Source organism: Pseudomonas syringae (assembly GCF_021605415.1).
Classification (GTDB): domain Bacteria; phylum Pseudomonadota; class Gammaproteobacteria; order Pseudomonadales; family Pseudomonadaceae; genus Aquipseudomonas; species Aquipseudomonas syringae_S.
In genome coordinates, this window is record NZ_WKEQ01000060.1 from 1 (window position 1) to 15912 (window position 15912).

A 15912-nucleotide genomic window follows, 5' to 3' on the forward strand; every position below is an offset into this window, starting at 1 on the left:
CTTGAAGGTGATGTGGCAGCTGTACAAGTTCTGCCGTCAGGAAAAGTTCGATGTGGTGATCTGCAACCGCTTCAAACCAGTGAACATAATGCTGGCGCTCAACCGCTGGCTGAAGGTGCCGTTGTGCATTGGTATTTCCCACGGTTTCGGCGAGTACGACCGTTTTTATCGTCGTCGCCAGACCCAGCGCCTGATTGATCGGCACTGGCGATTTGTCGGTGTGTCGCCGGCGGTCAAGCAGTACCTGCTGGACTGCGATTGCGGCTTCACCGATGCCAACACCTGGGCCATCACCAATGCCATCGATATCGAACAGGCCGAGGGTTTGCAGCACCGTCGCGAACACGCGCGCGAGATGCTCGGGATCGCCCCGGACGTGCGCCTGATCGGGGCGCTCGGGCGGTTGGTGACGGTCAAGGGCCACACCTATCTGTTGCAAGCGTTTGCGGCGCTGAAAGACAAATACCCGAATGCGCAACTGGCAATTATTGGAGCCGGTCGCCTCGAAGCCCCGCTGGCCGCCGAGATTGAAAGCCTGGGCCTGACCGGACGCGCTCATTTGCTGGGGTTCAAGGAAAACGCGTTGCAATACGTGCGTGCGTTCGACGTGTGGACGATGCCGTCACTGGCTGAAGGTTTGGGGCTGGCGCTGCTGGAAGGCATGAGCGGGCACTTGCCGGTGATCGCTTCCAGTGTGCCGGCCATGCGTCCGCTGATTGCTGGCGCGGGTGGCCTGGAGGTTACGCCGGCCGATGTACCGACGTTGATCACGGCGCTGGACACCTATCTCGCATTATCCGATGACGACCTCAAGGCCAAGGGCGAGCAGGCCTACCGCTATCTGCAGGCGGAACATGACATCGAGGTCTTCCGTCAGGAATACCTCAACCTGATCGATTCCGGCCTGGAGCAGGCCCGCAAGGAACAGCCGTGAACGAAGAGAGAACCATGAACGATGCACAAGCCCTCGTTACCGTCATCATCGCGTCGTACAACCATGGCCCGTACATCGAAGAAAGCATTCTCAGCGTCATTAATCAGACCTACAAGAACATCGAGCTGCTGGTCGTCGATGATGGTTCGAAGGATGACAGCGTCGAGCGCATCAAAGCGTTGCAGGCGGAACACGGTTTCGACTTCCGCGTTCAGGAAAACCAGGGGCTGACCAATACGCTCAACGGTGCGATTGCACGCTCCAGCGGCAGTCTCGTTGTACCGTTCGGTTCCGACGACATCATGTTGCCCGATCGTATCGCCATCCAGGTGGCGTACATGGAAGGCAAACCGGAAGTGGGTATCTGTGCCGGCAATATCGAGCTGATCGATGCCGACGGCAATCTGTATCCGGAAAAGCGTCAGCGGCGAGACGTGCCGTTCCGCCGCATCGACTTCGATGACATGTTTCTTGAGCGCAAGCCTTATCCGCCGGCACCTACGCTGATGATCCGCCGTGAGGCGCTGGACAAGGTCGGTGGCTTTGATCCGGAAATTCGTCTGGAAGACTTGCTGATCGAACTGAAAGTGACCCGTGCCGGTTACTTCATCGACGGTCTGAGCGTGGTGATGGCGCGCTATCGCAAGCACGCCACCAATTCCTACAAGAACCATCGGTTCATGATCGACAGCATTCTGCGCATCTACGCGCTGTTCAGTGATCATCCGCAGTACGACGCGGTGCGCTACAAGTTTCTCAGCTCCATGTTCCTCAAGGCTTCCAATCGAGACCGTAAGCTGGCACGGGAGCTGCTGGCGCAGATCCCGTTCAAGGCATGGAATAAAAAGACCTGGCGCGGATTGGCGAGGATGTATTTATCGCCGCTGGAAAAAGACTGAGTATCCAGGCCGCTCGCCTTGAGCGAGCGGCCTTTTTTTCACATCAATGGGGCTGAGGTGCCGCATTGCTGGCCAGCACTTGTCTGTGCAACTTATCCACAGCCAATGGCGACGCGGTTTTGGCATAACCTTGAAGCAGTGCGTCGAGGTGATCCTCGAACAGCCAGCGTTTGTCGACGGTGTAGCGTTGCATATGACGCAAGTTACGCTGGCGCAACGAGATGCTCAGGGGCGAAGGATAAACGCGCAGGTCGGCCAGATCGATCAGCCCGAATTCACCATCCTCCAGCACCAGCACATTGCCCAGGTGCAGTGAGCGGAAATACACGCCTTGCTCATGCAGCTGGGCCATGAATTTGCCGAACCGCTCCACCAATGCCTGGCGCACGGCTGGCGCCGTGATGCTCTGCAAAACCTGGCGTAGCGTATGGCCCGACAGCGGTTCGTATTGAACGGCGCTGCTGCCATCAACAAGGCGATATAGATCCAGCACCTGCGGCGTCGGAATGCCCATCTGCCGCAGCTGTTCGCTGTTGACGGCAAAACGTTCGGAGTAAGGATTAAAAGCCCCCGACGTGTACCAGCGGCGAGGGCGAAACAACTTGAGAAAGCTGCCGTCCTCGAGGCGCAGAACTTTCGGGCCCAGGCCGTCCTCTTCGATCACCTGCGCGTTGAGGCTCATCTGTTGCAGGTCTGTCGCCGACAGCTTCTTCACCGGCATCGTCAGCAAGCGACGAGCCCGTTGATTGATGCTCAATGCAGCAATCAACGCCAGTGGGATCCACAGCAGGAACCAGTGCTCCTTGGGCCGCGAGATAATCCCGCCGCCTTCAGTCAGCCCTGCGCCGAAGCCGAACACCAGCCAGGTCGAAGCAATGACCAGCAGCGGTTGCACACGGTAGCGCCAACTGCTCAACAAACCCCAGGCGTGAAAAAACAGCCAGGGCAGCAGCCCGAAGATGCCGACGTAATAGAGAACCCCCAAGACAAAACTGTGGGGCTCCTGAAAGTTGACCCCAAGGCCCGGGTCAATGGCCAGATCAGCGTTATAGCCATGCCCGATCCACGGGTGGTCGGCAATTTTTTGCAGCGCCAGTTGCCAGATATCAAAGCGATAGGAATCCCCGCGCTCGATGATCATTTGCGCAAACGTGGTGAACACTGCGATAGCGCTCACGCCGAGGGCGCCGACCATCACCAGGGAGCGCCGGTTCCAGCAGATAAAACACAGCCACAATGCGGCCATGGTCAAGGCCACCAGTGGTGTCCGCGAGCCGGTGCCGATCACGGCGGCAAACATGATCGCCATGGCCGGCACGCTGAGCCAGAGGATCCGGGCGCGTCTGCACGTCATGCTCAAACTCAGCCAATAGGCGCAAAAGAAGCCGAACATGTGAGAGCTCAACAACGGATTATCGAAGGCGCCGCCGCCGATCAGACGCATGCCGGGCGAGTAGACGCGCGCAAACTGGAACAGGAACCAGATCGTGGCGATCAGCGCCACTGTGGCCGCGGTGAACAATAGAGGCTGAAGGATCTCGCTACGGTAGCGCACCAGCAAATAGCAGCCGGCGAACAGCAGCAGCATGTGCATCGGGGGTTTGAACATTCGCCCGACCGGCTCGTCACTTGGCCCCCAGCTCAGACTGAGCAGCGCCCAGGCGGCGAACAACAGAACTCCGACAAAGATTGGTTCGCGCAGTAAGTCTTTCAGCTCTCGCGGACGCAAGCACAGCGCGATCAACGTCGGGATGCTGAACAGTCCGTAAAACAGCTTGTGATGCAAGCTGCGTCCCGGCAAAAAGAACAGCGCGCAAAGGAGTAAAAGATAGCCGAGAGGAAGAATCCACAGGCTGATGAAATCGAAGATTCGACTGGAAGTACTGCTGAAGCCGCGAACTTGCATGCTGTGAGATTCAATCCTGTAATTGATCGACCATTCGACTGATGGCTATTTGATGCTTAAAAAGATCCCTAACAATACCAGCCTTTCGCCGATTGCCAGAACCCTGAAGAAGCTGTGTTAAAGTCTGCGTCCTTTTTATCGACTTTCGCGTGATATGACCGACTCCAGTCTCTCCGCAAGCCCTTCGAGCTTGAAAATCTATTTCCGCCTGCTCGGCTACGTCCGGCCGTATATCAGCCTGTTCCTGATCAGCATCGTCGGTTTCCTGATTTTCGCGTCGACCCAACCGATGCTTGGTTACATCCTCAAGTACTTCGTCGACGGGTTGTCCAACCCTGAAGCCGTGTTGTTCCCGACTGTCCCTTACCTGCGTGACTTACAGCTGCTGCAAGCTGTACCGCTGCTGATCATTCTGATCGCCGCGTGGCAGGGGCTGGGATCTTATCTGGGTAACTATTTTCTGGCCAAGGTTTCCCTCGGACTGGTGCACGACCTGCGCGTTCAGCTGTTCAACAACCTGCTCGTGCTGCCCAACCGGTATTTCGACAAGCATAACTCCGGCCATCTGATTTCACGCATCACCTTCAACGTGACGATGGTGACGGGGGCGGCAACAGATGCGATCAAGGTCGTAATCCGTGAAGGCATGACGGTGATCTTCCTGTTTGCCTCGCTGCTGTTCATGAACTGGAAGCTGACCCTGGTGATGGTCGCGATCCTGCCGCTGATTGCGGTGATGGTGCGCACTGCCAGCAAGAAATTTCGCAAACAGAGCAAAAAGATTCAGGCCGCGATGGGCGATGTCACCCATGTGGCATCGGAAACCATTCAGGGTTACCGCGTAGTGCGCAGTTTCGGCGGCGAAACCTATGAAGAGCAGCGCTTCCTGAAAGCCAGCCAGAGCAACACCGACAAACAATTGCGCATGACCCGCACCGGCGCGATCTACACGCCAATGCTGCAGTTGGTGATCTACAGCGCCATGGCGGTGCTGATGTTCCTCGTTCTTTACCTTCGCGGCGACGCATCGGCCGGCGACATGGTTGCCTACATCACTTTGGCTGGCCTGTTGCCCAAGCCGATTCGCCAGTTGTCGGAAGTCAGCTCGACCATTCAGAAAGGTGTGGCCGGTGCCGAAAGTATCTTCGAACAACTGGATGTGGCACCGGAAGTCGACAACGGCACTGTCGAGCGCGATGCCGTCACCGGTCGCCTCGATGTGCGCAACCTGAGCTTCACCTATCCCGATACCGATCGTCAGGTACTCGACAACATCAGTTTCTCGGCCGAACCGGGGCAGATGGTGGCACTGGTCGGGCGTTCCGGCAGCGGCAAGTCGACATTGGCCAATCTGATCCCGCGCTTTTACCACCACAACAAAGGTGAAATCCTGGTTGATGGCGTGGAAATCGAGCAATACAAACTGCTGAACCTGCGCCGGCATATCGCCCAGGTCACCCAGCACGTCACGCTGTTCAGCGACACCGTGGCCAACAACATCGCTTACGGCGATCTGGCCGGCGCGCCGCGTGAAGACATCGAGAAAGCCGCACGCGATGCCTACGCCATGGACTTCATTGCGCAGTTGCCAGAGGGGCTGGATACCCAGGTCGGTGAAAACGGCGTGCTGTTGTCCGGCGGTCAGCGCCAGCGTCTGGCGATTGCCCGTGCGTTGCTCAAGAACGCGCCGCTGCTGATTCTCGATGAGGCCACCTCGGCCCTCGACACCGAATCCGAGCGGCATATCCAGGCAGCGCTGGATCAAGTGATGAAAGGTCGTACTACGCTGGTGATTGCCCACCGCCTGTCGACCATTGAAAAGGCTGATCTGATCCTGGTCATGGATCAGGGACGGATCGTCGAGCGCGGCACTCACGGCGAGCTGTTAGCACAGAACGGTTATTACGCCCGCCTCAACGCCATGGGCCTTGATGCTCCGGCCGAAGACATCGCCTGACGAGACGCAATGCAGGGGGATGAGCGGGCTCATCTCCCTGCGCAACCTCTTCCAGCCCCATAGATGATCTGCAGTCGTTGGCTTGCCAGCGGTTTCGGATCATTTTTTTTGCTCAAAAAATGAGCACTGAAGCGCGTTGTTTCATCCTGTTGACGCCGTCGCGCAAGCCTTTGCCAACCCTGTGCTAATATCGCGCCCTTGTTCATTTTGTATATGGGTTGCTCCATGAAGTTGTCGATGCCGCGATTCGATCAAGCCCCCGTCTTGGTGGTCGGCGATGTCATGCTCGACCGTTACTGGCATGGTGGTACCTCGCGGATTTCCCCTGAGGCGCCGGTACCGGTGGTAAAAGTCGAGCAAATCGAAGATCGCCCTGGCGGTGCCGCGAACGTCGCGCTGAACATTGCAGCGCTGGGTGCGCCGGCGTCTCTGGTCGGTGTGACCGGCGACGACGAGGCCGCCGACAGCCTCGACAACAGTCTCAAGGCTGCGGGCGTACGCGCGCTGTTCCAGCGAATCGCGCATCAGCCAACCATCGTCAAGCTTCGGGTCATGAGCCGGCACCAGCAATTGCTGCGTATCGACTTTGAAGAGCCGTTCGCCACCGATGCCCTGACCCTGGGCGCGCAGGTCGACGGTTTGCTCGAAGGCATCAAAGTGCTGGTGCTTTCCGACTACGGCAAAGGCGCGCTGAAGAACCATCAGGCGCTGATCCAGGCCGCCCGGGCCCGCAATATTCCAGTGCTGGCGGATCCCAAAGGCAAGGACTTTTCCATTTATCGTGGTGCCAGCCTGATTACACCGAACCTCAGCGAGTTCGAGGCGATCGTCGGCGGTTGCGTCGACGAGCACGAACTGGTGAGCAAAGGCGCGGCGCTGATGCATGATCTGGATCTCGGCGCGCTGCTGGTCACCCGTGGCGAGCACGGCATGACTTTGTTGCGTCCGGATCAACCCGCGTTGCACTTGCCGGCTCGTGCCCGTGAGGTGTTCGACGTGACCGGTGCCGGTGATACGGTAATTTCCACCTTGGCGGCAGCGATTGCGGCGGGTGAAGAATTGCCCCACGCGGTGGCCCTGGCCAATCTGGCGGCGGGCATTGTCGTTGGCAAGTTGGGTACGGCCGCGATCAGCGCGCCGGAACTGCGCCGTGCGATTCAGCGTGAGGAAGGGTCCGAGCGCGGTGTTCTGGGGATTGAGCAGCTATTGTTGGCTGTCGACGATGCCCGGGCGCACAAAGAAAAGATCGTATTCACCAATGGCTGCTTCGACATCCTGCATGCCGGTCATGTGACCTATCTTGAACAGGCGCGGGCGCAGGGTGATCGTCTGATCGTCGCGGTCAACGACGATGCCTCGGTCAGTCGCTTGAAAGGGCCAGGTCGTCCGATCAACAGCGTTGATCGACGCATGGCCGTACTGGCTGGCCTTGGCGCAGTCGACTGGGTCATCAGCTTCCCTGAAGGCACCCCGGAAAACCTGCTGCGCGAGGTCAAGCCGGACGTCTTGGTGAAGGGCGGCGACTACGGCATCGATCAAGTGGTTGGAGCCGACATCGTGACCGCTTACGGCGGCACCGTGAAGGTGCTGGGTCTTGTGGAAAACAGCTCGACAACTGCGATTGTCGAGAAGATCCGCAGTCGTTGATGTGAAGGGCCAGCCAAGTTGTGACATGCGCATGAGCAGGCTCAGCCGGGGGGATTCAACCGTGTCTGTCAATACCGGCTGCGATCAATCCGATGCGCTTGCCTGCTTTTGCCGCCGAGTATTTGATTTATGAAAGTCATGCTCCTGGTTATGGACGAGCAGCGAGTCATCCTCGATCGGTTGTACGAAATCGTGCAGCAGACCTGTGAGGAATGTTTCGTCTATCGTCTGAGCAAGCAGCAACAGATGAATCTGGGACCGTTCCTGGCGTCTGTCGACTATCAGACGTTCGACCGGGTGGTGATTTTCACCCGCGTCAAACGCCTCGTCCCGCAACTGCGGGTGCTCAAATGCATTCCGGGATTGATCTTTCTCGAACACGACGCCTACCAGAACTACATGCCGGAGAGTAAATATCGCGGTGTGTATTCACGGCTCTACAAGCGACTCCCGTCGTGCCGGGCTCTGGTGTCCGGCGCGGTGGTCGCTCGTAAAATGAACGCCGAAGGCATCGACACGGTGTTCGTTTCCAAGGGCTATGACGAACAGATGTTGCACAACACACGCGCTGAGCGGGACATTCCCGTCGGTTTTCTCGGCAGTTTGAAAAGCACCGAATACGCCCATCGCAAGGCGTTGCTCGAATCCCTCGCCAAGCGCACCGGCATGCTTGTGACGCGTACCAATTCCGGTGCCGAGTACCTGGAAACCCTCAATCGCATTCGAATCTTCGTCAGTGCCGATATCGGCATGAACGAGTTCATGATCAAAAACTTTGAAGCGATGGCGTGCGGCTGTGTCCTTCTGGCCTGGAGTCAGGGTGAGGAGGACACGTTGCTCGGTTTCGAGGACATGCACAACACCGTGTTCTATCGCAGCGAAGACGAGGCGGTCGAAAAGATCAAACTGCTGCAAAGCGACCCGCAACTGGCGGATCGTATTGCCAGCAACGGCCAGGCCTTTGCCGAAAGTCGTTATTCATTCGCTCGGGTCGGTCAGACACTCGCCACCGAGATTCAGCGTGACATGCGTCCGTGGCAACCGCCGTCGGCATTCACTCGCTGGTGGGTTAAAGCGCGCTATGGAATGAAGGTGCCGGAGTAATGGCGCTTCAATCGCCGCCAGCCGGTGAACACATGGCGCTGGATGCGCTGCCCGGCGGTCATCAATCTGTTCCCGATGCATTTTCACCGGCACTGAAGGCGTGTTTGCAGCGCGCGCCTCGGGTCGTACTGATCGCCAACAACCCGGCAATTACCGCCGCCGACTTCCAGGCGCTGAATGTCGGTGTCGATGACGTCGTGGTCAGCTTCAATCTGTGCGTGAAAGCGCCATTGCTTGATCCTCGCAGCGTCAATGTCTTCGTCCATGGCTTCAATGCGCCGGACGCGTATTTCTTCGGGCTGCCTTGCAGCAATCAGGTGCAGCGCCTGTTCGACCGCTCGCTCGATCGCTGTTTCACGGTGCTCGTGGGCGTCACCGGGGACATGAGTCCGATGCCTGGCGTGACGCTTTTGCGCGAGCGCATTCCGCTGGCGCCCTTGTGGAACTACCCGGTGAATCGTCCCGGCGGCAAGCGGTATGTCGGCCCTTCGACGGGGTTCAATGCCTTGGTGGTGTTCGACTGGCTGCGCGCTCATGCCGGCTACAACTACCGGCTCATGACGCTGGGTTTTTCCAATGAAGCGGGAAAACTCTGGGGCGGACATGCGTGGGACTATGAGCGCGACTGGCTACAAAAGGCCGATGTGATCGTTGTTCCTCTGCAACCTCACCGTTGGTGGCAACGATTGCTGCGCCGCAAATGAGTTCTGGGTCACTATCAAAAAGGTGCTGTTGAGTGTTGAAAATTGCAGTGGCTTTTTTCGGGATTCCGAGGAACTCGCCGATCTGTTTCCCCTCCATCGAGGCGAACGTTTTGGCGCAACTGCCTACGGGCAGCGACGTGAAATGCTTCTATCACCTCTACAAAATCGATGAAGTGCAGAACAGTCGCTCAGGCGAACAAGGTGAGTTGGCGGCTGACAACTATCAGCCGTTCGGGTCGATGACCGGTTCGCTGACGTCCACCGATGGCGTGCTGGGGCGGTGGGACTTCGAGCGGGTCAAGTCGCTCGGCGATACCTGGGCGGACGACTACGCCTCGTTGCGCAATCTGATTTACCAACTGAATTCGCTGCACACCGTGACGACCCTGATCGAGCCTTTCGATCCGGATTTCGTTGTGTTCGTGCGTCCGGACAATTTCTTCCACACCGCACTGCCCGCTTACGTGTTCAAACATCCCGAAGCCCGCAGCCACACTGTTTACATCCCGGACTGGCAGTGGTGGGGCGGCTTGAATGACCGCTTTGCCATTTGCGGCCGTGATACCTACGTGGCTTACGGCAAGCGTATCGAGCGCATCTTCGAGTTCTGCGAGGCGACGGGCCGCAAGCTGCATTCCGAGCGCTTGCTCAAGTACGCGTTACAACAGGCCGGCGCGCGGATCTGTACGATGCCGACCCAGGCGTCCCGGGTGCGTATTAACGGCGCATTCGCCGAAGAGTCGTTCTCGCCCAAGCGCGGCATGGGCAAGCGCGAGAATCGTTATTTTCATTGGTTTGCGACGTTGCGAACGTGGATGGATCGCCGTCGCTGACAGGCTATTTGCGCACGGTTTTCTTCGCCAGGCCGACGAGCCTCAACGCCTTGATGCTCAGTTGTTTGAGGCCCTGGCGCGGCGCTTTCGCTGGCTGCAAGCCCTGCTGGACGACCCAGTCCTTCCAGCGAATCCGCTCGTCGCGCACCACCCAGCCTTCCTGCCTCGCAAAACTTTCCGCTAGATAAAGTCCTCGCGTGCTGGCTGGCACCAGTTTGTCGCGCTTGAGGGTATATAACTCGGCAACCGGCGCGCCGTCCTTGAGTGGCATCAAGTACAGATCCGGGCGTTTGCGGTCGAGGCGGGCGACCAGTTGATCGCCTTCAAGCCGTTCATCGACGTGGAACAGGCTCAGGGATTTGGCTTCCTTGGGCACATCCAGACGCAAGTCATAAATCAGTTGCAGCGAGGCGGTCGGCAAATGCACGTAGGCCCTTGGCCGTTCGAGCAGTTGCAGATTGGCGCTGCGGATCGGCCGCGCCGAACCCGAGAGCGGCGTCAGACGGAACGGCAGTGCTTCGCGGTAATGCAAGGCTGCGGAATAGGGCGCGGGTAGCCACGTGTCGTTGAAGCGTCCGCCGAGCCAGCCCTCCGGCGTTTCGAGCAGACATTCTTCGGCTATTTCCTGGATCGCCGTGTGCAGCGGCAGGTTCAGTTCGTGGGCAGGCACGTAGCCGGAAATCAACTTGAGCACCACGTCGCCGCGATCCTGCCGGCGCTGGCGCACCAGCACCCAATAGTCGCGATTCTGCCAGTGCAGGGTCAGTCGCACCGACACGCCAAGGTTGGCCAGTTCCACGGCGAAGCGCTCGGTATCCGGCACGCTGACGGGCCGGCGGCGCTGCAAGGTCTGGGCAAAATTCAGCGGCATGCCGACGCTCTGATAGGTCAGGCCTTCAGGGGTCGCTTCGACGAACAGCGGCAATGTCTTGAAGTTGCTCGGGTTCTTCCTGATGAGCGTACGCGGCATGTCGGCTCCTGCTTAAGGCCGCGAGGCGGCGTCAGTGACCACGAAGGACCTGGGCGACGGTCGCAACGTTATGGGCGAGGTGCAGCGGATTGATCGTGCCGACGATAGCACTGGCCACCCCCGGATGTTCAAACAGTAACTGGAAACTGGCGCGTACCGGATCGACACCCGGACTCAGGCATACATGACCGCTGGCGAGGGCTTTTTTCACCAGAATGGCTTTGCCGTGGGCAGCAGCATAGTCAATGACCGCTTTCTCGTTTTGTTCGTTCAGATTGTAGGTGACCATCGCGCAGTCGCCTTGCTCCAGTGCTTTCAGTCCGCCCTCGACGGTTTTGCCGGAAAAACCGAAGCCCCGGATCTTGCCCTCGGCCTTCAACGCCGCGAGGGTTTCGTAGACGTCGCTGTCGTTGAGAATGGCCAGGTCGTTGCCGTCGGAGTGCACCAAGACCAGGTCGATAAAATCCGTTTCCAGACGTTGCAGGCTGCGCTCCACCGACAGACGAGTGTGAGCAGCGCTGAAGTCGTGGCGCGACTGGCCATCGGTGAATTCTTCGCCGACCTTGCTGACGATGACCCAGTCCAGGCGCTGGCCACGCAACAACGGGCCGAGGCGTTCTTCGCTGCGGCCATAGGCCGGCGCGGTGTCGATCAGGTTGATGCCCAGGTTCCGTGCCTGCTGAAGCAGCATTCGGGCTTCGTCGTCGTCGGGAATGGTGAACCCTTTGGGGTATTTCACGCCTTGGTCGCGGCCAAGTTTCACCGTGCCCAGGCCCAGTGGCGAAACCGTCAGGCCGGTGCTGCCCAATGGGCGATGAAAGTCATGCAGGGTCGGCAGGCTCATGGCAGCAATTGCTCCCAGGCAGGGATGGCCATCGGCGGCTTCGGCAGTTCGGGCAACGGTTCGACAGGGCGGGGATGGATGCCATCGTTTTGCAGGGACGCGATCACGCGGTCGGCGAAATCAGGTGCCAGCGCCAGTTTGGTTGGCCAGCCGACCAGCAAGCGGCCCTCTTCGGCGAGGAACGCGTGATCAGGACGGGTCAGGCCGGTTTGCAGCGGCTCGGCGCGATCGACCCGCAGGGTTGCCCATTGCACGGTGCTCAGGTCGATCCACGGCAACAACTGACCGATTTCCTTCTGTGCGGTGGCGATCTGCTCGGCAGGCTCGCGGGCAACGCCGTCGCTTTCGGCGATGTCGCCGCCCATGTACCAGACCCAATTGCCATCGGCTGCCGGGTGGGTGGTGACGGTGATGCGCGGTTTCGTCCCGCCGCCCAGGCAGTGAGCGTACAACGGTTTCAGGCCCGGACCTTTGGCGAGGATCATGTGCAGCGGGCGACGTTGCATGGCCGGTTTGCTGAAGCCCAGGGCAGTCAGCAGATCGGCGGTGCCGGCACCGGCACTGAGCACGATGCGTTGCGCGCGGATCTCGCGGCCATCGACCTTCAGGCCGACCAGTACGTTGGCGTCGAGCAACGGTTCGATGACTTTACCGGCGAGCAGGCCGTCACCGGCGAGATCCGCCAGACGCTCCACCAGACTCGGCACATCGACCACCAGTTCGGCGAGGCGATAGACCTTGCCCTTGAAGCGCTTGTCTTGCAGGGCGGGCGGCAGTTCCTCGCCCTTGACCTGATCGACCCGCCCGCGCACCGCTTTGCTGGCAAAAAAACTGCTGAGATTGCCGGCCAGGGTGCCGGGCGACCAGAGATAGTGCGCTTCGGACAACAGGCGCACGCCGGACAGATCCAGCTCCCCGTTACCGGCCAGCGCCTCACGCCAGCGCCGCGGCATGTCGGCGATGGCTTCCGAGGCGCCGGTCAGCGCGCCGTGCAACGCGTACTTGGCGCCGCCGTGAATGATCCCTTGCGACTTCACGCTCTGCCCGCCGCCGAGGCTGGCGCTTTCCACCAGCACGGTCGAAAAACCCTGGCGGCGAAGGCGCGCGTTCAGCCAGAGGCCGGCGACACCAGCGCCGACGATCAGCACGTCGGTGGAAATTACGGATGGCATGCGCAGACCTCATGTTCAAGACGAGGGCGCAGTATACAGACTCGAACAAGCAGTGAATTTGTCGGTCATCAACAGAGGCAACACGCAGTTCAATGTAGGCGCGAGCCGGCCCGCTCCTACAGGGATTTTGGTTGGCTTTAGTGCCCCGCGGTTTTCGAGAAGAGTTGTATCACCACGACGCCCAGCACAATTAACGCCATGCCCATGATTGCCGGCACATCGAGTTTCTGCCCGTAGATGAACAGCGCCGCCACGCTGACCATCACGATGCCCATGCCGGCCCACACCGCGTAAGCCACGCCAACCGGCACGGTGCGCACCACCAGCGTCAGCATCCAGAAAGCAATCGCGTAACCGCAAATCACCAAAATCAATGGCAGGGGCGTGCTGAAGCCTTTGACCGCTTTCATTGAAACGGTGGCAATCACTTCGGCGCAGATGGCGATGGCCAGGTAGTAGTAAGCGGTCATGGGAAAATCCTCGTGTTGGTGCTGCTTTCTGAGTCGGCATTCTAGTGATTCGCCAGATGCGGTAAAGTCATTACCTATCGGTTTTGAAGATGGGTTGCCGCATGAACATGCAATGGAATCTGGAGCAATTGCGTCTTTTCGTTGCCGTGGCCGAGCAGCGTTCGTTTTCCGCCGTGGCGCGTGATCAGCGCAAGGCGCAATCGGCGGTCAGCAGTGCGATCGCCATGCTTGAGGATGATTTGGGCGTCAGCCTGTTCGAGCGTAGCAGCGGCCGCCAGCCGAGCCTGACCGAAGCGGGCGAAGCGCTGTTGGAGGAGGCGCGGGAAGTCTTGCGTCAATGCGAGCGATTGAACGGTCGCGCCATGGCCATGATGCGCGGCGAGGAAGCGCGGCTGCGCGTGGCGCAGGATGAAGCGATGCCCTATCAAGCCGTTGTCGATAGTTTTGAAGCGCTCGCAGGACGTTTTCCCAGCCTGGAAGTGCAACTGACCAGCGCTGCTCAGGGCGATGTCGCACGCAAATTGGTCGAGCGCCGCGCCGATCTCGGCCTGTTGTTCTATCACGATCAAATTCCCGAAGCGCTTGAGCGGCGCGTGCTGGGCAGTGTGGAAATGGTCACCGTCTGCGGCGTCGGCCATCCGCTGGCGGCGCAGGCCGACGTGAGCTGTCAGCAACTGGCGCAGCACCGGCAGTTGTTGATGTCGACGCAGTCCAGCGTTTACCCCGGCAGCGAACCGGCGAGCCCGCACGTATGGCGGGCGGACAGCTTTTACGTGATGGCTGAATGGCTGGTGCGCGACCTCGGCTGGGCTTGGCTGCCGCGTCATGTGGTGCAGTACCCGGCGTATCAAGGCTTGATGGTTGAGCTGGTCAGCGAATGGACGCCGCCAGCGCTGGTGGTGGAACTGGTCTGGCGCCGCGACGAGCCGCTCGGCCCGGCCGCACGTTGGCTGGCGGAGCGTTTTGCTGTGCATTTGCAGGCGATTGGCCACAAAAGTCGATAAACTCCGCCGCCATGAATAGAACTCTCTACACCGCGCTGTTTTACCTGGGGCTGCCATTGGTGGCGATTCGGCTATGGCTGCGTTCGCGCAAGGCACCGGCCTACGCCAAACGCATCGGCGAGCGTTTCTCTATTGGCCTGCCGGCGATGAAACCGGGCGGCATCTGGGTTCACGCTGTGTCAGTGGGCGAAAGCATCGCCGCCGCGCCGATGATCCGCGCCTTGCTGCAACGTTATCCACAGCTGTCGATCACCGTGACCTGCATGACGCCAACCGGTTCGGAGCGCATTCACGCCCTGTTCGCCGATGAACCGCGCATCCAGCACTGTTATCTGCCTTACGATCTGCCTTGCGCCGCCGCGCGTTTTCTTGATCGCGTGCAGCCCAGGCTCGCGGTGATCATGGAAACCGAACTCTGGCCCAACCACATTCACCAGTGCGCCAAACGCGGGATTCCCGTGGCGCTGGCTAATGGGCGGTTGTCCGAGCGATCAGCCAGAGGCTACGGACGCTTCAACAAATTGACCGCGCCGATGCTGGCCGAAATGAGCCTGTTCGCCGTGCAGACTGAAACCGAGGCCCAGCGTTTCCGCGATTTGGGCGCACGCCCGGAGACGGTGGAGGTCACGGGCTCGATCAAGTTTGACCTGACCATCGACCCGCAATTGCTGCAACGCGCCGCCGAATTGCGCGGCGGGTGGCAGGCGCTGGAGCGCCCGGTGTGGATCGCCGCCAGCACCCACGAGGGCGAGGATGACATTGTCTTGCGCGCCCATCGCCAGTTGCTGGGCAGCCATCCCGATGCGTTGTTGATTCTGGTGCCGCGTCATCCGGAGCGTTTTAACGCGGTTCATGAACTCTGCGAGCGAGAAAACTTCGTCACGGTGCGCCGTTCGACAGGTGCACCCGTCAACGCCGAAACCTCGGTACTGCTCGGCGACACCATGGGCGAATTGCTGTTTCTCTATGCCTTGGCCGACAGCGCCTTCGTCGGCGGCAGCCTGGTACCGAACGGCGGTCACAACCTGCTGGAACCAGCCGCCCTGGCGAAACCGGTGATCAGCGGCCCGCATTTGTTCAACTTCCTCGACATCGCCGCGCAACTGCGCAGTGCCGGGGCGTTGGCTGAAGTCGACGATGCGCAAGGGCTGGCAGTGGAAGTGCAGCGCCTGTTCGAGCTGCCGCGCGACGCGCAACGTATGGCCGATGCGGGACTGGCCGTGATGCGCCGCAATCAGGGCGCTTTGCAGCGTTTGCTGGACGGTTTGGGGCGGTTGATTCGTTAAAAACAAAAAGATCGCAGTCTGCGGCAGCTCCATTGAGCGTCGATAACTCTTAGCTCATTTCATATTTGCGAACCGTCCTACTCAGGTCTGGGATCGCCCCTACATAACATCCCCGGCAGCCTTGCTAACGTGCCCGCCATTCTCGCGAGCACAGACCAGGGACGGTTTGGATACCGCGCTTC

General features: G+C 59.7%; 14 protein-coding genes. 9 read left to right on the forward strand and 5 right to left on the reverse strand.

Going from position 1 to position 15912, the window contains the following annotated elements; all coding sequences use genetic code 11:
- Together GIW69_RS25300 and GIW69_RS25305 are read left to right on the forward strand one after the other, a co-directional pair.
- The coding region (locus GIW69_RS25300; protein WP_236485503.1) for a glycosyltransferase at positions 1 to 934 on the forward strand (934 nt) is incomplete at its 5' end.
- 14 nt (positions 935 to 948) lie between these two features.
- On the forward strand, positions 949 to 1833 hold the full coding sequence (locus GIW69_RS25305; protein WP_236485504.1) for a glycosyltransferase: 885 nt from the start codon (positions 949 to 951) through the stop codon (positions 1831 to 1833).
- Positions 1834 to 1876: 43 nt separating this feature from the next.
- Here the strand turns inward: GIW69_RS25305 and GIW69_RS25310 are convergent, their stop codons facing one another.
- A complete protein-coding gene (locus GIW69_RS25310) occupies positions 1877 to 3739 on the reverse strand; it encodes a bifunctional O-antigen ligase/aminoglycoside phosphotransferase family protein (protein WP_236485505.1) in 1863 nt (620 codons plus the stop codon).
- A 154-nt stretch (positions 3740 to 3893) separates the two neighbouring features.
- On the opposite strand from GIW69_RS25310, the gene msbA reads away from it, so the two are divergent.
- The 5 genes from msbA to GIW69_RS25335 all read left to right on the forward strand — a co-directional run bounded on the left by msbA (position 3894) and on the right by GIW69_RS25335 (position 9984).
- Positions 3894 to 5696 carry a lipid A export permease/ATP-binding protein MsbA gene (msbA, locus tag GIW69_RS25315; RefSeq protein ID WP_236485506.1) on the forward strand — a complete coding sequence of 601 codons (1803 nt, stop codon included), beginning with the start codon at positions 3894 to 3896 and terminating at the stop codon, positions 5694 to 5696.
- A gap of 225 nt (positions 5697 to 5921) precedes the next feature.
- Positions 5922 to 7343 carry a bifunctional D-glycero-beta-D-manno-heptose-7-phosphate kinase/D-glycero-beta-D-manno-heptose 1-phosphate adenylyltransferase HldE gene (gene hldE, locus GIW69_RS25320; protein ID WP_236485507.1) on the forward strand — a complete coding sequence of 474 codons (1422 nt, stop codon included), beginning with the start codon at positions 5922 to 5924 and terminating at the stop codon, positions 7341 to 7343.
- Between the two features lie 129 nt (positions 7344 to 7472).
- Positions 7473 to 8447, forward strand: coding sequence for a glycosyltransferase (locus tag GIW69_RS25325; RefSeq protein WP_236485508.1), 975 nt, complete (start codon positions 7473 to 7475; stop codon positions 8445 to 8447).
- Entirely contained in the window at positions 8447 to 9151 is a 705-nt protein-coding gene (locus tag GIW69_RS25330; protein ID WP_236485509.1) for a hypothetical protein, read from the forward strand. Before GIW69_RS25325 ends, GIW69_RS25330 begins: the two co-directional genes overlap by 1 nt.
- A gap of 32 nt (positions 9152 to 9183) precedes the next feature.
- Positions 9184 to 9984 (forward strand): hypothetical protein, encoded by an 801-nt coding sequence (locus GIW69_RS25335; protein WP_236485510.1) that lies wholly within the window; start codon positions 9184 to 9186, stop codon positions 9982 to 9984.
- A 4-nt stretch (positions 9985 to 9988) separates the two neighbouring features.
- On the opposite strand, the gene GIW69_RS25340 is transcribed toward GIW69_RS25335, so the two are convergent.
- From GIW69_RS25340 to GIW69_RS25355, 4 genes are all read right to left on the reverse strand, one after another.
- Positions 9989 to 10954, reverse strand: a complete 966-nt coding sequence (locus GIW69_RS25340; RefSeq protein WP_236485511.1) for a metal ABC transporter ATPase — start codon at positions 10952 to 10954, stop codon at positions 9989 to 9991.
- A gap of 31 nt (positions 10955 to 10985) precedes the next feature.
- Complete coding sequence (locus GIW69_RS25345; RefSeq protein ID WP_236485512.1) at positions 10986 to 11798, reverse strand: aldo/keto reductase; 813 nt, start codon at positions 11796 to 11798, stop codon at positions 10986 to 10988.
- A complete protein-coding gene (locus tag GIW69_RS25350) occupies positions 11795 to 12970 on the reverse strand; it encodes an FAD-dependent oxidoreductase (protein ID WP_236485513.1) in 1176 nt (391 codons plus the stop codon). The genes GIW69_RS25345 and GIW69_RS25350 overlap by 4 nt, the downstream gene beginning before the upstream one ends.
- A 137-nt stretch (positions 12971 to 13107) precedes the next feature.
- On the reverse strand, positions 13108 to 13440 hold the full coding sequence (locus GIW69_RS25355) for a DMT family transporter (protein ID WP_236485514.1): 333 nt from the start codon (positions 13438 to 13440) through the stop codon (positions 13108 to 13110).
- A gap of 101 nt (positions 13441 to 13541) precedes the next feature.
- Here GIW69_RS25355 and GIW69_RS25360 point away from each other — a divergent pair, with 101 nt between their 5' ends.
- Together GIW69_RS25360 and waaA are read left to right on the forward strand one after the other, a co-directional pair.
- Positions 13542 to 14444, forward strand: coding sequence for a LysR family transcriptional regulator (locus GIW69_RS25360; protein ID WP_236485515.1), 903 nt, complete (start codon positions 13542 to 13544; stop codon positions 14442 to 14444).
- An 11-nt stretch (positions 14445 to 14455) separates the two neighbouring features.
- Positions 14456 to 15730 carry a lipid IV(A) 3-deoxy-D-manno-octulosonic acid transferase gene (waaA, locus tag GIW69_RS25365; protein WP_236485516.1) on the forward strand — a complete coding sequence of 425 codons (1275 nt, stop codon included), beginning with the start codon at positions 14456 to 14458 and terminating at the stop codon, positions 15728 to 15730.
- The last annotated feature ends 182 nt before the right edge of the window (positions 15731 to 15912 follow it).

Excerpts from the sequence above, each read along its gene's own strand:
- GIW69_RS25305 (WP_236485504.1), top strand. The coding sequence starts at position 949 with ATGAACGATGCACAAGCCCTCGTTACCGTCATCATCGCGTCGTACAAC.
- GIW69_RS25310 (WP_236485505.1), bottom strand. The coding sequence starts at position 3,739 with ATGCAAGTTCGCGGCTTCAGCAGTACTTCCAGTCGAATCTTCGATTTC.
- msbA (WP_236485506.1), top strand. The coding sequence starts at position 3,894 with ATGACCGACTCCAGTCTCTCCGCAAGCCCTTCGAGCTTGAAAATCTAT.
- hldE (WP_236485507.1), top strand. The coding sequence starts at position 5,922 with ATGAAGTTGTCGATGCCGCGATTCGATCAAGCCCCCGTCTTGGTGGTC.
- GIW69_RS25325 (WP_236485508.1), top strand. The coding sequence starts at position 7,473 with ATGAAAGTCATGCTCCTGGTTATGGACGAGCAGCGAGTCATCCTCGAT.
- GIW69_RS25330 (WP_236485509.1), top strand. The coding sequence starts at position 8,447 with ATGGCGCTTCAATCGCCGCCAGCCGGTGAACACATGGCGCTGGATGCG.
- GIW69_RS25340 (WP_236485511.1), bottom strand. The coding sequence starts at position 10,954 with ATGCCGCGTACGCTCATCAGGAAGAACCCGAGCAACTTCAAGACATTG.
- GIW69_RS25345 (WP_236485512.1), bottom strand. The coding sequence starts at position 11,798 with ATGAGCCTGCCGACCCTGCATGACTTTCATCGCCCATTGGGCAGCACC.
- GIW69_RS25350 (WP_236485513.1), bottom strand. The coding sequence starts at position 12,970 with ATGCCATCCGTAATTTCCACCGACGTGCTGATCGTCGGCGCTGGTGTC.
- GIW69_RS25355 (WP_236485514.1), bottom strand. The coding sequence starts at position 13,440 with ATGACCGCTTACTACTACCTGGCCATCGCCATCTGCGCCGAAGTGATT.
- GIW69_RS25360 (WP_236485515.1), top strand. The coding sequence starts at position 13,542 with ATGAACATGCAATGGAATCTGGAGCAATTGCGTCTTTTCGTTGCCGTG.
- waaA (WP_236485516.1), top strand. The coding sequence starts at position 14,456 with ATGAATAGAACTCTCTACACCGCGCTGTTTTACCTGGGGCTGCCATTG.